Raw genomic sequence first — 13,342 nt, 5'->3', positions numbered from 1 at the left:
TCTTTACCTCCCGATAAAATATGGTTCAATTGCCTTTGCTAATGCTCTTGTAACAACTGGCGAAACCGAATTTCCAATGTGCCGATAATTCGTTGTGTCTTTGTTAGCGAATTGAAAGTTATCCGGAATCCCCATTAATCTGGCGTATTCTCTAACAGTGAATGGCCGCATACCTTTGTATCCTGTTTTATCTCGAATAAGAGTAGTGCCGCGATCCCGGCCATAATGAGCTACACATGTATTTCCGATGTCGTCATCATCTTTGACGGATGGAAAATCACGATACTTACCTTCAATCCGATTGATGACATATTGCGGGATGTCTATTACCTCAATGTCCTCTTTGATATCCTTTATTGTTAGCTGACGGCTATAAATTTGGAAATCTGCCACATTCGGCATGTTATATGGTCGCTTGAATCCAATCACAAATAATCTTTTACGCCGTTGCGGGAGCCGGAAATCCAATGTATCTAATTCCAATTCGTAATAGTGATAAGGTGGCAGCTTGCGGAAGGTTTCCATCACAATCGGAAAATTTCTCACTTCCGGGCTGTTCTCCCATAGATATACTTCTGGCTGCACCAATGCAATAAAACGAAAATAGTGCAGAAACAAATCTCTGATACTCGCCCAATGAAATGCCTGTTTCCAGTTGTCCTTCCTTTTATTTTTATGGATATGTGCGGCTTTGCTGTATTCTTGGCAAGGGAAAGTGCCGGCTATTACTTGGCACTCCCTTAATGCCTCAATGGAAATATTTCTTATATCATCCTGTAAAATTCGATGATCATAGTTAGCTGCTGCTGTTTTGACCGCTGTTGATTCCAGTTCGTTTGAAATTACTGTTTCGTACTTGTCCGAAGCCAGTTTGAATCCTAAAGACATTCCGTCAATCGCCCCGGAAAACAATGAGCCTACCTTTATCATCCGAACCTCCGTTCCGCTTGTTAAAAGTCCTATTGACTGCTAGTGTATAGTTGGTGTGTTATGTCTATTTTGATACAACGTATTTTTTAAAAAAGTACGGTCTATGCTCTTTCTTTATGGATAGCTTGTCATCTTCTTCTGGATGTATGATGATGGTTTGCAGTGGTTCCCGATCAATTGACATGAATTCTTTCTCAACTACCCATCGCCTTCGCACGCTCTTCTTCTCCTTCCATAAATTTTTCAAAGGCTTCCTCTGTTGGATTGTGAATCAATCCTTCTTTCCATAGGTCAAAACGATCTTTCATGAAATGCGGGCCAAATTTCTTTTCATGTTCCCTTCGCCAATATTCTGCATACTCACGATCTGTATGGCATTTTGTGTGAAATTCTTTGGATAGCGGTACTAAATTTCTCCACCCACCGCGGCCGCCTTGCGAGCGAAAAACGATATGGTGCATTTCAATCTGAATATTTCCTGTTTCTGCACATCCGCCCCCGTAATGCAACAAGGCTTTTTCATAGTCAGTTTTCGAAATCTCGCCTCTTTTCTTTTTGTGCGGAATTTTTATCCCTTTGTACATCTCAACTTTCTTTTTCTTCTTCCTCTGTCGATTGAAACGTTTTTCTTTAAATGCCGGCTTTGGTTTTTCCTTTCTTTCTTTGATTGGTTTTGGAACAGGATGAAACTCATTGGCTAAATTCATCCGCTCACCACCCTACAGTACTGCTTTTAAAGCTGTTGTGATGGCTTCATACTTCCGTTTCAAATCATCAAATTCCCTCGAAAGTTGTTCATTTTCCGCTTTCCACATCTGCACAATTGATTCTTTTTCTTGTTTTAATCGTTCATTTTCTTCACGCAACTTCTGCCACTCAGCTTTGATTGCCGCCCATTCGGACATTGGTTTTTCATCGGATGCTGGCTGCTCTGGTTGTTCCTGCTTCGGTTCTTCGGCTTGCTTTAATACCGGCTTCCCACGTTCTCCTGTTAATCCCCATTCCTTTTTCATTTGGTAAAGCTTGTTGTGATTGATGGAAAACTTCTCTTCAATCCTGCGGTCGGAAACTCCTTTCGCTTTGAAATCAAGGTATATTTCTTTTGAAAATGGCATTTCCTTCTTCCTCCCCTTGTTTAGTTCATTACCTAACAGCCGTAATTCCTTTCCGATATCACATGTTGGGCAAACAGTTAAATAATCCTTTGAGCGTTCGTTTCTTTTAATCAATTTGCATCCTTTGCAATTCTCTTCAATCAAATCCCCAATTCTATAAATGATCTGTTTTCGATTCATAATAAGTCTGATATCCTTTTTTAAATATTCTGGAATGACTGTCATCCTCTCGCACTTTTGACAGGCGATCGTCTCCACATTCGGGTCCATGAAATACAGTTTAATGACATACGAACTTACTTTCTTAGGTGCGCCGCAGTTATCGCAAAAAGCTACATACGTTGTTGCTTTCTCCTTTACTACTTCATTTCGTTTGCAGGAAATACAACCACACCTTTTCATGAGGCAGCCCCCTTAGTCTTTTATTGACCACTTGCCTTCAAAAATTTGATCCCATAGTTCATACCACTCAAATTTTTCATCCATTTCTACTATGATTTTCGCCATTTCAAATTTCCCCTTTCGTTGTGTCACAATATTCATCTAATGCGCCCTAACTCACCGAATCCCATTTTCCCTCGGCTTACAGTAGCCTTTTTTCGTCCGATCTATCAAAAGAATTGCAACCTCATCTATATCTCTGTTAAAATAATCAGAGATGTAATTGAGGGAGTAACCTTCCCGCCAAAGTTGGTCAAACTCCTCAATTTCTTTGTAACTCCAGATGAAATCTAACTCTTCAAGGGCGATGTAAATGTTACATCGTCTTTTTTTCATGTATCGCTGTTCTAACCGGGTGATGGTCGTTGCTTCATTTGCTCCCAAAATGATCTCCTCTCAATCACTAATTAATTTTGTTTTATCGGTAAACCCTTCTATCATCTGTCTAATATCAGTTGGAAGAGCCTTTAATTCTTTTTGCCGTTTGCTCCGTGTTTCCCAAGCCATTCTAAATTGAGCTCTCAATGTTTCGGGATTTTCACTCAAACAGAGTTCACGCCAGGTAAATTGCTTCACCATTTCAACCACTTCATCAGGCAAGGATTCCATTGCTTTGCCCGGGTTATAAAGACCATACCGCCTAATAGCTTCTACAATTAACCCCCAAGCCTCCATAGCATCCAGTGTTCTTGGTTGTGTCAAATCCGCTGCCGCTTCTCTGATTTCGGATATTGTCGGAAAAAATTTTGATGTTGATAACACTTTTAGGAGAGCTTTTTCCGCAATATTGTAATCAATATCATTAAGTGCTTTTTCCCACAAAATCGCCGTGGGTTTCATATCCTTTTCTTGCATTGACGGAAAATTAGCAGTAGCGATAGCCAACAAATTGATAATTTCTTTTCTGTTCATGCTTCATTCACCCAATCTTGTAAACTTTGATAAGCTCTAGGTTTCATATCCTCAACTTTACTTTGTTTGTTTTGTTTTTTAATTTGCTCTTTAACTCTGACCACAAGTTGATCGAACTGTTTTCTTAATTTAGCCGGAGACAAGATATTTGTTTTCCAAAAACTATCTGATTGCGTCCAGTCGATTAAATACTTAATTTGATCTTCAGTCCGATGATCTGTTTCACGCATTAACCTAAATTCATTTGCCCATTTCTCTAAATCCGGCTTTTTTGCATGTTCGTTATTTTCAAGAATCTTAGCAAATAACTGTTGGGCCATCTCCATGTCGCAAGTTTCATACTTGTGACGATTAATCTTTTTTCCTTTACTTTCCTTTACTTTACTTTCCTTTACTTTACTTTGTGTACTTTTGCCGTCATTCTGTTGTCCCGCTGACGGATTAATGACGTCATTAACTCCGAAACTGCCGTCAATAAGTAGGTATTCTTCAATCACTTCGACGTCTTTTCTTCGTCTGACGATCTCTTTGTATCGTTTTTGTATACCCCTTGACGTCAATATGCCGTATTTTTCATACAATTCAACGTCAAAAACATCCCGCTTTAAACATTCACTAACTACTTTTTCAACGAGCGAAAAATCCGCTTTTATCTCGTCCGAAAATAGCAACATTTCATCTTCGGACCACCTGCACCAATAACCGTTGGCATAAATTCGTTGCATCAATTTAATAACGACGGCGAATCCCTCTAACTTATACTTGATCTCAACGAATTTTATTTTGTCGTCCATATGAACATCTAATGGAAAGTAGTCAACACCTTGTTTGTTTGGCCTTGCCATAATCACCTCACCTCGTTGATTCTAAGTACATCTCCAATTTGACCTTCAATTCTACTAATTCGTCACGATCAAGCAACACACAAACTTCTTCGATACCCTCTGGTTCATCGAGTTGCACATGTAAACAACCATCCTTAGAAACATGTATAAATCCAAAGCCGTCGTTAATTTTCACTTTAAATTCCTCCATTTTTACCCTCCTTTTTTAGCTTTTTAGTCGCCATTTTCGATCACGCCTCTTTTTCAAGTGTTTTTAAGCCGCGATCAATTAGGTCTCGTAGCAGTTTTGATCTGCTAAAAATACCGGTTTCCTTCTGAATTTCTGTAATCTTGTCGTATGTGTCTTGCTCAACCAGGATAGAAACCATACGTTTTTCTTGTTGTTCCGCCATCTACTCCCCTCCTTCCATCGAGGTTAAGAGGTTATTAACCTATTAACCTTATTCTATCAAATAGCAGGTAATCTGTCTATGTTTTTCCAAAAATACTTGACATATTTTTTGTGACATTGTATATATTAGTTAATAACTTATGACTTTAATATTTTATTAACTGTGGAGGGAAACATCATGGCGACTAAAAAGCCTATTATTAGTATTGTTTTAGATGAGGAAACCCTAGAAAAGGTCGAGGACTTCCAATTTGCAAACCGTATCAATTCAAGATCAAAAGCATTAAACGAAATCATCAAACTTGGCATCGAGCAGCTACAAAAAGAAATGAATGAGAAAAAGGAAAAATAATCACCCCTTTCGATGTGTTACCGTATTACGTAAATCCAAAAAAAGAAAAGGAGAATACACAATGGCCCATATGAGGAAAGATAGTTCAAAACCATCTACCACCATTTCATTGGACAAATTTCTTTTAGAGCGTGTAGACGATTATCGATTTTCAAAACGTAAAGACAATCGATCTGCCGCTATCGCTGACTTACTCCAAAAAGGATTAAAATATGTCGAGCTTATCGAGCGAAAGAAAGCCCGGGAAGCTGATAGGCTGCTTTCATAGAACATCGTGAGAGCAGCCCTTATTTTGTTGTTTAATGTAGCGTGATAAATTCCATATCCGTGGATCGTTCATTTTACAATCTGCATGCTTTCTCAAGTGTAATTCCCTGGCGGCCGCATACTTATCGTCTAGTGATTCGTGATTGATTATATGGACAAGCTGCGCCCTAGTTGCTGTACTAAAATCCATAACCGGCTCCTTTCGGCTTGCTGATCGCATCTTCAACCGACCACTTTTTGTACACGATACGGTTGTAAACGTTGTGATACTCAAGACCGTTATTCAGTGCGGTTTGAACCATATGCTCGTCCAATTTGTGACCTTTGATCACCCATTGGTTACCGTAGTAGGAATTTGTCATGGTAAACGTCCTCCTTGTGGATGTTTTATGGCTAACGCTCGGCGTAATTGTTCGTTTTCCCGCAGTAGCCGGCTGTTCGCTTCTATCAATCTACGATTCTCGCTTTTTATGCGCGCCAACTCTTTTGATAGACTCATGTAACCCTCTCCATATGAACGAAATAAGTAGTATACGTTTCCGATCCGTCAAAATCGTATTTGTTACCAATACGTTCACGGTACTTATAATCTTTTTTATTACAGTCCGCTCTTTAATCGGATGAACGCAGACGAATCCACGCCCTTCCAGTTCTTCGCAACGCTTAACAAGAGAGTATTTTGACTTATCGCTTACCCTTATTGCCATGTGTATATCACCGCCAGTAATGGGGCTGCGAGTAGAAAAGCTGATACTAATATTCCGATCCAATTTCTTTTTGGTATGTAAACTTGCCCTTGATGTGTGCAGATCGGATATTTTTCTTGAAGTTGATAGATTGCTTGTTTAACGTCCATAATGGGCGTATTTAGCGTTTCTGCCAGTTGGTTAAGGTGAATGCCCTCACCCTCCTGCAAAAGCAAGAGAGCGAGGATTTGAGACTGTAGAGAAGTCATTCGTTACCTCCGAAAAACAATTCAACGGCTTTTTTTGGTCCATCTTCCATATATGGCACACCATTCTCAATTCTCCAATTATCTTTATCAGCAAAGAACATAAAGACCTTATGATACTGTTTGCAAGTTGCCGCTCTTTCATTCGCTAAGCCGATTACAAAGTCTAGTTCTTCTTGCAATCTATCAGTCATCAGCGTCCCCTCCTTCATCCTTTTCATCGAACGCCATTTCAAAAATTCGTTTAAACATAGCAGCTTTATTTTTCGATTCATCAAAGTTTTCCCCACCATTATTCCAACCACAATTACAACAGCGTGTAACAAAGTTAATGCTAGTAGTGATTAATTCATCACTTTTGCAATTCGGGCAATGTTCATTAGACATTAGCGTTCCCTCCACATCCCCTTCCAACTTAAAGCGCTTTATCCATTCACCATCTTTAAAAACGAATCCGGTAAAGTTATAAATTTCACGAGCGAAAATATAACCATCCTCGTTTTGGTAAACGACTAACTTTTTATGTGCATCATTCGTGACATCTAAGATAATGTTTAAGACTTTGTATAGCCCGCCTTTAAAGTGACGATAATACCCACCGATTTTCAATGTGTCTTCGATTGATATAACGTTTTTAGTTGGCATCAGTCTTTTCTCCTTCCAAAATGTATTTGTTATCAATCATGCCTGCTTCCAGGTTCTTGTAGAGTTTGAAAAAATAATGCCGGTTCAATGTAGTCAATCGCTCAATTTCCCCTTGGTACGCTTTCAATGATCGAATCAGCCGGAAAACCATGTTCAATTGATTTTCATCGGCGAGATCACCTAATTGTTGTTTGAGAGCAAGAAAATGACATTCAATTCCCTTTAACTCCTTGTCACTGATGTAATTTTGCTTTAAACTCATGGTATACCCACCTTTTATTAAGGATGTATGGAGGAAAGAGGGACGCGGCGACCAACCTTTTGCCCCTCTGTTCTTCCGATCACGCAGATTCTTTCTTCGCATTTTGAAGAATTTCAATCGCTTTCTTCGCTTCTGAAACAGTGTATTGATTGATGTCTTTGCCTAATTGCATTCTTTGTTTAAGAGTTGCAACGGATTGGGCTTCGGTAATATTACAAGCCTTAGCAACATCTTTGATTAATTTTTCAATGAACCGTATTTGTTTATCGGTTGCAGGATTGTTGTTAGAATCGTTATTTTGATTCGATTTTGCGTTTTCTGTTGCTTCGTTTCCGTCGTCATCTAAATCACTCACAATTCCAAATGCAGCTGATAACGAGTATCTTCTTGCGTAAGTAGTGGCTGACCCTGCACCTTGCGCTGTTTTCTTATCCATTGGTAGAACGAAAGGGTCCATCTGGATGAACTCGCCGCTTTCATGCATGATTAGGGTCGTAACTCCTACACCGTAATCTGTTGTTACTGGCATTTGGGTATAGGACAACCCGTGTTTAGGAGCGCAATCGTGAATGGCTTTTACCGTACCATCAAGAGTTACATATTTAGATTTGAAGTGAGGATTATTACCATCCTTTTCGGGTTGTTTAACATCCTTTTGAAATGCCGCTAACGCTTTTGCTATATTCGCAATTGATTCACTTGTTTTCATAATCAAACTCCTTTCAATATGCGCCGTAAAGGCAGTCAGGCTCATTGGTTGTTACAGCCGGGATGTAATCCCCTTCTTCACTGACAATGAACCATTTACCGTCGATAAACTGCGGTTCCATCGTTAAGCCTCCTTTGTGAATTTTCGATTTTGACTTTGTTCTTGACGTGTTGCCCATCTGCAATTCGCTTTAAAATAGCCTTTGTCTCCATCAATTCGGTCTAACGTTGTGTCTTCTTCCCCGTATTCCTTTACATGATTTAAGTAATCCTCATACATGTCATTTTTGAAGTTTTCAAATTTTGACCATTCAGGGGAGAACATAATTCCTTTATCGATGTAATATTTTTTGTAAAGTGGGTTGTTTACTGCTGTACACCTACGTTTCATTGCTGCCCAAATTTCATAAAACCTCGTTTTCCTCATGCCGTGCTTCAAATTATATTTTTGAGACTTTCTTACCTCTTTACCATAACAACCACAACTCTTTTTCTTGCCTTTTTTTATTTCCCATCCCCATGCTGTAGTCTCGTTTCCACAGTCACATCTGCAAAGCCATCGAACGCCTCTTTCTGGATGTCTACTATGAATTTTAATTACAGTAAGCCTGTTGTATCTTCGACCTGAAATGTCTATTGGTTTCCCTGCCATCATTTCCTCCTTATTTAATCCTTAGTGACTTGCCTTGATGAATACTTGCCCATTCGTACTCATGACCGTTTTTTAAATGCTCAAGAATAAGTTTCTTATTAATTTTTGGTTGCATAATTAAATATTGAGAAGGAACTTTCGATTCATCAGGTATAGAAACACTCGGCGGGTTCTTCTGAATTGATATTGTAATGGTCGGCCGTTTGATTTTGTTTAGCCCTGCCAACTCTAATTGCTCCTGTAAGTATTGCTTCAATCCATTAACCTTCGTTTCTAACGCTTTCCTGCGGTCTGCTAGGCGCTTTTCTTCAGCTTTGATGGCTTCGCATTCGACATTGAAGGATTGCACCATTTTGGCAATGTTCTCGGCCTTATCCTCAATGGCATCCTCAATGGATTCGAGAGTATCTCGCAGGCTTTCTGTTTCCCCTTCTTCAATCATGTTTTGGATTTGCATGTAATTATGCGCAAGTTCATACAATTTCAATTTCTTCATCCTCCTCTGTGATAAATTCTTCTTCGTAAAATGGTTGCTCAAGACATTGCTTGCAAACAATTTGGATCAAGTCGCATTCTTCTCCGTCATAAATCATTTCTCCGCAGATTGAACATTCGCCGATCTCCTTCGGCTCGAATGGAAGATACCAGGAATCATACGGCATTCTGCTTTTCCCCTTCCCTAAATTGTTTTACTGTGTCAAGGAGCATTTGAAACGTTCTGGCTTCGGATTGACTACACCGTATAACTGCCCTGTTGAAGCCACGTGAATAATCATCAATTGGATTGTCATTTTGATAAAAGTTCTCCATTTTTTTCGCTTGTTCGATGTACCCTTCAATTTCCCTGAACAAGATTCCCCATTGCCACTCTTGCATGATCTATGCCTCCTTTTGGATTTCAGCTTGTCGCAACTTTTCAATCCGTCTTGGGATAACAGTTGCAAGCAAGAATTTGTAAACTTGCTTCATGACTTCTGGTGATGGTTGGTTTTTCGCCATTTAACTCGCTTCCTTTCCTTCCTTTTTTAATCGCTCAATGATGTATACTTGACCTTTGGGGGTAACTTTTGTTGTTCGGTTTATTTTCGAGCCGTAAGGCGTTTGGAACGCTCTTTGAATCACTTCAAAATATCCGGCTTCAATACCTCGCTGTGTTGGTTCAGTACGATCTTTTAAGATAAATCCCCATTCTCTTAATTTTTTATAAAGCCGCTTTTCTCCGATTTTAATTCCTTCATCAGAAGCAAGTTTCGCTAACTCTCTGACAAGTATTGAATCACTTGAAGCCATACATGTTTCAGCGAACATTACTAATGGTTTTTGTTCTTCAATGGTTTTTTCAGCAGCTGCACGCTTTTGTTGTTCATCTTTTAAACGAGTGGCAAGATCAATAAGCACATCAGGGTTAAGCAACGCCTTTTCAATCGTTTCTGGTGTCATGTAAGCTCCATGTTTCCTTATGGAAGGGATTACTTCGTGTGTAATCCATCGTTTAAATTGTTTTGCCTCCGGCTTTCGACTTCCTAAAATTAAGGAGTAAAGACCAGATTCATTAATAATAGTCATTTCTTGCTTTCCGCCAGGGGTGTCGGTTAAAGCGACATCCTTTTCATCAATATCTAACCGAGATAATGCATCACGACTATTTTTGATTTCGAGAACTTCAGTAACATCTTTTGCGACAAACCACGGTTCGTTATTTTTAATTACAGTCCTGACTTGGGCACTCCCGTAATTGAAAACTTTTTGTAGTTCGTTCATTAATTCGATTCCTCCTAAAAGGATTTTTTTGATTTGGGTTGAATTTATAATGTCAATTGGCAAAAAACTAATTTGTTCACCCTATTCTCTTCTGTTGAGATCACCATAACCCAAGTCTCATTTTTTGAGATTTCTATTTAAAAAAAATGATGGTTCTACAGATAACCCTTTTTTGCAAATTAGTTCGAATTCATCAACAGACATTATTGTTTGGCCGTTTATCAATCGATAAAACTTTTTTTCAGGGATACCCGCTTTATTGGCAACGAACTTAAACTTAATTCCTTGATCTTGAATATAATCTCGAATTTTTTCATTAACGGTCATCTTTTTCACCTCTCTTTTCTTGGTATTTGAGATTTATGTCTTAAATATACTTCTCATTTTCTGAGATGTCAATACTTTTTTCTTCGTTTTGAAGATTTTTTTCTAAAAATATGAGATTAATGGTATCATTATTTATGAATGAGGAGGAAAATAAATGTCTTTATTAGGAGAGCGTTTAAAGAAAGCAAGAGAAAACAAAAAGTTAAGCCAAATGGATGTTTCAAACATAACTAACATTAATAACAAAACTCTTAGCAGATATGAAAAAGGAGGTACTGAACCAGATATAAAAACATTAAAAATTTTAGCAGATTTGTATAATGTAACCACCGACTATTTAACAGGTCGTATCGATGACCCGCATTTATCCGTAACCGATATTATGGATGGACTCCCAAAAGATTTACGCGAAAGACTTGAATCAAGTATATATTTAGACAAGATCGACTTTAATCAAACATTTATCAATTCTATGCTTACAAATGTAATTATGACTTTGTTTGAGTTTTTAACTGAGTTAAATAACCTTATTGAAAAAAAACCGGATAATTTGATAAATGAAATTATTTTTGAAGCAACCGTCAGTGATGTAACAGAAATACTCCGTGACCCAAATACTTATTTTGACATAAAAACTATGGAAGAAAGTCTGTTTAAAGATAATAACTTAAGGTTTAAATTATTTTTAATAAATTCATTAGACAAGTACATTAACGAAAATATAAAAATGTTGAAAACCGATATAGGAAAAGAAGAACAATTCAAAACTATTCGTTTACCGGTGTTAGGTTATATCGCAGCCGGCCAACCGATACTTGCTAATGAACATATTGAAGAATGGACGGAAATACCTAACTTATGGAATTTGAAGGAAGGTCAGGTCTTTATTTTGAGGGTTAAAGGCGATTCAATGATCGGAAGCCGTATTTATGACGGGGATCGTGTTGTTGTTAAAATTCAACCTGATGTTGAAAATGGAGAAATCGCCGTTGTGAATGTAAATGGCGACGAGGCAACTTTGAAAAGAGTAAAGAAAACTCCTACAGGTCAGGTTATCTTGTACCCAGACAATCCAAACTATGAACCTATTTTAATAAATAATGAAAAAGCTCGCATCATCGGTAAAGTTATTCAGGTGATGTTTGAACCAAGTTAACAAAAGTAAATTAAATTAATACTGTTGTTTTCAAGCGATTTTTATTTAAATTATTTTTTAAAGGTGAGATAAATGAAAGTAGTAGCATATATCCGTGTGTCAACTCATGAACAAGCGGAAGAAGGATACTCCATACAAGCGCAAAAAAGGAGACTTGAGGCCTATGCGGTTTCTCAAGGATGGGACCTTGTACATTTTTATGTAGATGAGGGGATTAGCGCAAAAGATATCACAGGAAGACCAGAATTAAAACGGATGTTGAAAGGTGTTCAAGAAAAAGCATTCGATTGTGTTTTGGTTTACAAACTGGACAGGCTTACCCGCTCTGTCCTTGATTTACACGAATTAATTAATTTGTTTGAAAAACATGATGTCAAATTCAAGTCTGCAACCGAAGTATACGATACCACAACGGCGACCGGCAGATTATTCATCACTCTTGTAGCTGCATTGGCTCAATGGGAAAGGGAAAACTTGGGCGAACGTGTTAGTTTTGGTATGGAGCAAAAGGCAAGGGAAGGTAAATGGGTCGTGGCCATACCTCCCCTTGGTTATGATCGGGATGGGGATTACTTAGTAATTAATGAATCAGAGGCTGCTATCGTTCGCGAAATCTATAATTTATACCTGAGTGGTATTGGGATCAGTAAAATGGCATTAACACTAAACAAACGTGGTCTAAGACATAAATCCGGCAAGCCATTTACTGCCGAATCATTGCGTTACATTTTAAGTAATCCTGTTTATATTGGAACCCAACGGCATAACTACCGAGTTAATAAAGAAAGATACTTTGAAAATGAGAATGTAATTCCTAAAATCATAGATAAAAATATATATGATCAAGTTCAGTTAATAAGAGAAAAAAGACATCACGCTCACCCGCGCCGGGCTAACAGTCCATATATTTTTTCAGGTGTCGTAAAATGCAAACGTTGTGGTCGCCCCCTTAATGGGAGCTATGGTATTGCAAGAGGGAAAGAAACTTATCGATATCACTGTGCGAATCGAAAACTTGGTTTATGTGATTTGCCAAGCATCGCCCAGAACTTTTTAGAGCCTCAATTTAAGGCGTTTTTTGATCAATGGGATAACTTTGAGGTATTGGATGAAGCGCTCACAGAAGAAGAAAATAAAAGCGCCAACAAGAAAAAAATAGCGAGCATACAAAAAGAACTAAAAGAAATAGAAAATCGTAAATCAAAGTGGCAATATGCTTGGGTAAATGAAATGATTACGGATGAGGATTTTAAAAGTAGGATGAAGGAAGAGAATGAAAAAGAAAAAATGCTCCTGAGTGAATTAGAAGCATTAGACGAAAGTAAAACAACCCACAATATAAATATATCAGAATTACTGATGGATATGAAAGAAAACTGGGATAACATGTCTTTGCCGGAGAAAAAACAATTTGTTCAGATGACCGTCAAAGAAATAGTGGTTGATAAAGTGTCTACAGAGAAAAAACCAGAATCTGTTTCAATTGAGGTTAAATTCCATTGATTGGATAGTGTTCTATTAACATGACTAGATGTCCTGTATTGTTAATAGAACACTTATTTTTTTAAATTGCATTTCCGATCTCTTTTAATACCCTTAAGAATAAAGGTGAAAGCTGAATCAAAA

Annotated in this window: 25 protein-coding genes; 4 read left to right on the top strand and 21 right to left on the bottom strand. The window is 38.0% G+C overall.

The genetic code is table 11. The features are described from left to right. Nucleotides 1–3: 3 nt before the first annotated feature. The 8 genes from H538_RS0105575 to H538_RS25990 form a co-directional block, all read right to left on the bottom strand. The gene (locus H538_RS0105575) at nt 4–930 is read right to left on the bottom strand and encodes a DNA cytosine methyltransferase (protein ID WP_035350197.1); all 927 of its coding nucleotides are present in this window, start codon (nt 928–930) and stop codon (nt 4–6) included. A 194-nt stretch (nt 931–1,124) separates the two neighbouring features. After that, the gene (locus tag H538_RS0105570) at nt 1,125–1,637 is read right to left on the bottom strand and encodes an HNH endonuclease signature motif containing protein (RefSeq protein WP_245595192.1); all 513 of its coding nucleotides are present in this window, start codon (nt 1,635–1,637) and stop codon (nt 1,125–1,127) included. A 12-nt stretch (nt 1,638–1,649) separates the two neighbouring features. Beyond that, nucleotides 1,650–2,447 carry a zinc-finger domain-containing protein gene (locus H538_RS0105565; RefSeq protein ID WP_026676754.1) on the bottom strand — a complete coding sequence of 266 codons (798 nt, stop codon included), beginning with the start codon at nt 2,445–2,447 and terminating at the stop codon, nt 1,650–1,652. 156 nt (nt 2,448–2,603) lie between these two features. Further along, nucleotides 2,604–2,870 (bottom strand): hypothetical protein, encoded by a 267-nt coding sequence (locus H538_RS23165; RefSeq protein ID WP_035350195.1) that lies wholly within the window; start codon nt 2,868–2,870, stop codon nt 2,604–2,606. A 12-nt stretch (nt 2,871–2,882) separates the two neighbouring features. Further along, nucleotides 2,883–3,398: a replicative helicase loader/inhibitor gene (locus H538_RS0105550; protein WP_026676753.1), complete on the bottom strand. Its 516-nt coding sequence runs from the start codon at nt 3,396–3,398 to the stop codon at nt 2,883–2,885. Then, a complete protein-coding gene (locus H538_RS23155) occupies nt 3,395–4,243 on the bottom strand; it encodes a DUF4373 domain-containing protein (RefSeq protein WP_051291312.1) in 849 nt (282 codons plus the stop codon). The genes H538_RS0105550 and H538_RS23155 overlap by 4 nt, the downstream gene beginning before the upstream one ends. Before the next feature lie 7 nt (nt 4,244–4,250). Then, nucleotides 4,251–4,433 (bottom strand): hypothetical protein, encoded by a 183-nt coding sequence (locus H538_RS0105540; protein WP_026676752.1) that lies wholly within the window; start codon nt 4,431–4,433, stop codon nt 4,251–4,253. A 40-nt stretch (nt 4,434–4,473) separates the two neighbouring features. Beyond that, nucleotides 4,474–4,635 carry a ribbon-helix-helix protein, CopG family gene (locus H538_RS25990; RefSeq protein WP_154657908.1) on the bottom strand — a complete coding sequence of 54 codons (162 nt, stop codon included), beginning with the start codon at nt 4,633–4,635 and terminating at the stop codon, nt 4,474–4,476. A gap of 177 nt (nt 4,636–4,812) precedes the next feature. Between H538_RS25990 and H538_RS25985 the strand changes: the two genes are divergently transcribed. Beyond that, a complete protein-coding gene (locus H538_RS25985) occupies nt 4,813–4,986 on the top strand; it encodes a ribbon-helix-helix domain-containing protein (protein ID WP_154657907.1) in 174 nt (57 codons plus the stop codon). A gap of 61 nt (nt 4,987–5,047) precedes the next feature. Next, complete coding sequence (locus H538_RS0105525; RefSeq protein ID WP_026676751.1) at nt 5,048–5,254, top strand: ribbon-helix-helix domain-containing protein; 207 nt, start codon at nt 5,048–5,050, stop codon at nt 5,252–5,254. On the opposite strand, the gene H538_RS26550 is transcribed toward H538_RS0105525, so the two are convergent. The 13 genes from H538_RS26550 to H538_RS0105445 form a co-directional block, all read right to left on the bottom strand. Beyond that, complete coding sequence (locus H538_RS26550) at nt 5,249–5,443, bottom strand: hypothetical protein (RefSeq protein WP_026676750.1); 195 nt, start codon at nt 5,441–5,443, stop codon at nt 5,249–5,251. The genes H538_RS0105525 and H538_RS26550 overlap by 6 nt on opposite strands. Further along, nucleotides 5,433–5,615 carry a hypothetical protein gene (locus H538_RS0105515; protein WP_026676749.1) on the bottom strand — a complete coding sequence of 61 codons (183 nt, stop codon included), beginning with the start codon at nt 5,613–5,615 and terminating at the stop codon, nt 5,433–5,435. Before H538_RS0105515 ends, H538_RS26550 begins: the two co-directional genes overlap by 11 nt. 335 nt (nt 5,616–5,950) lie before the next feature. After that, nucleotides 5,951–6,208, bottom strand: coding sequence for an SMC-Scp complex subunit ScpB (locus tag H538_RS23145; protein ID WP_035350191.1), 258 nt, complete (start codon nt 6,206–6,208; stop codon nt 5,951–5,953). Further along, the gene (locus H538_RS0105505) at nt 6,205–6,399 is read right to left on the bottom strand and encodes a hypothetical protein (protein ID WP_026676748.1); all 195 of its coding nucleotides are present in this window, start codon (nt 6,397–6,399) and stop codon (nt 6,205–6,207) included. Before H538_RS0105505 ends, H538_RS23145 begins: the two co-directional genes overlap by 4 nt. Beyond that, complete coding sequence (locus tag H538_RS25010) at nt 6,392–6,850, bottom strand: DUF1653 domain-containing protein (RefSeq protein WP_051291310.1); 459 nt, start codon at nt 6,848–6,850, stop codon at nt 6,392–6,394. Before H538_RS25010 ends, H538_RS0105505 begins: the two co-directional genes overlap by 8 nt. After that, the gene (locus H538_RS0105495; RefSeq protein ID WP_026676747.1) at nt 6,840–7,112 is read right to left on the bottom strand and encodes a hypothetical protein; all 273 of its coding nucleotides are present in this window, start codon (nt 7,110–7,112) and stop codon (nt 6,840–6,842) included. The genes H538_RS25010 and H538_RS0105495 overlap by 11 nt, the downstream gene beginning before the upstream one ends. 79 nt (nt 7,113–7,191) lie before the next feature. Continuing rightward, nucleotides 7,192–7,821, bottom strand: a complete 630-nt coding sequence (locus H538_RS0105490; protein WP_026676746.1) for an ERF family protein — start codon at nt 7,819–7,821, stop codon at nt 7,192–7,194. A 123-nt stretch (nt 7,822–7,944) separates the two neighbouring features. Beyond that, entirely contained in the window at nt 7,945–8,472 is a 528-nt protein-coding gene (locus tag H538_RS25005) for a hypothetical protein (RefSeq protein ID WP_051291308.1), read from the bottom strand. 10 nt (nt 8,473–8,482) lie between these two features. Continuing rightward, the gene (locus H538_RS0105470; RefSeq protein WP_407636374.1) at nt 8,483–8,968 is read right to left on the bottom strand and encodes a siphovirus Gp157 family protein; all 486 of its coding nucleotides are present in this window, start codon (nt 8,966–8,968) and stop codon (nt 8,483–8,485) included. Continuing rightward, entirely contained in the window at nt 8,946–9,134 is a 189-nt protein-coding gene (locus H538_RS0105465; protein ID WP_026676744.1) for a hypothetical protein, read from the bottom strand. Before H538_RS0105465 ends, H538_RS0105470 begins: the two co-directional genes overlap by 23 nt. Then, nucleotides 9,124–9,348 carry a hypothetical protein gene (locus tag H538_RS0105460; RefSeq protein ID WP_026676743.1) on the bottom strand — a complete coding sequence of 75 codons (225 nt, stop codon included), beginning with the start codon at nt 9,346–9,348 and terminating at the stop codon, nt 9,124–9,126. The genes H538_RS0105465 and H538_RS0105460 overlap by 11 nt, the downstream gene beginning before the upstream one ends. A gap of 123 nt (nt 9,349–9,471) precedes the next feature. After that, nucleotides 9,472–10,233 (bottom strand): phage antirepressor, encoded by a 762-nt coding sequence (locus H538_RS0105450; RefSeq protein ID WP_026676742.1) that lies wholly within the window; start codon nt 10,231–10,233, stop codon nt 9,472–9,474. 117 nt (nt 10,234–10,350) lie between these two features. Beyond that, complete coding sequence (locus H538_RS0105445) at nt 10,351–10,560, bottom strand: helix-turn-helix domain-containing protein (RefSeq protein WP_026676741.1); 210 nt, start codon at nt 10,558–10,560, stop codon at nt 10,351–10,353. A 154-nt stretch (nt 10,561–10,714) separates the two neighbouring features. Between H538_RS0105445 and lexA the strand changes: the two genes are divergently transcribed. After that, nucleotides 10,715–11,716, top strand: coding sequence for a transcriptional repressor LexA (gene lexA / locus H538_RS25000; RefSeq protein ID WP_051291306.1), 1,002 nt, complete (start codon nt 10,715–10,717; stop codon nt 11,714–11,716). A 72-nt stretch (nt 11,717–11,788) separates the two neighbouring features. Then, complete coding sequence (locus H538_RS0105430; RefSeq protein ID WP_026676740.1) at nt 11,789–13,219, top strand: recombinase family protein; 1,431 nt, start codon at nt 11,789–11,791, stop codon at nt 13,217–13,219. Nucleotides 13,220–13,342: the final 123 nt, after the last annotated feature.

It is taken from the genome of Fictibacillus gelatini DSM 15865 (assembly GCF_000430745.1).
Classification (GTDB): Bacteria; Bacillota; Bacilli; order Bacillales; family Fictibacillaceae; genus Fictibacillus_A; species Fictibacillus_A gelatini.
The sequence above is the reverse complement of the archived record's forward strand: the minus strand, read 5'-3'. Positions and strand labels throughout refer to the sequence as shown.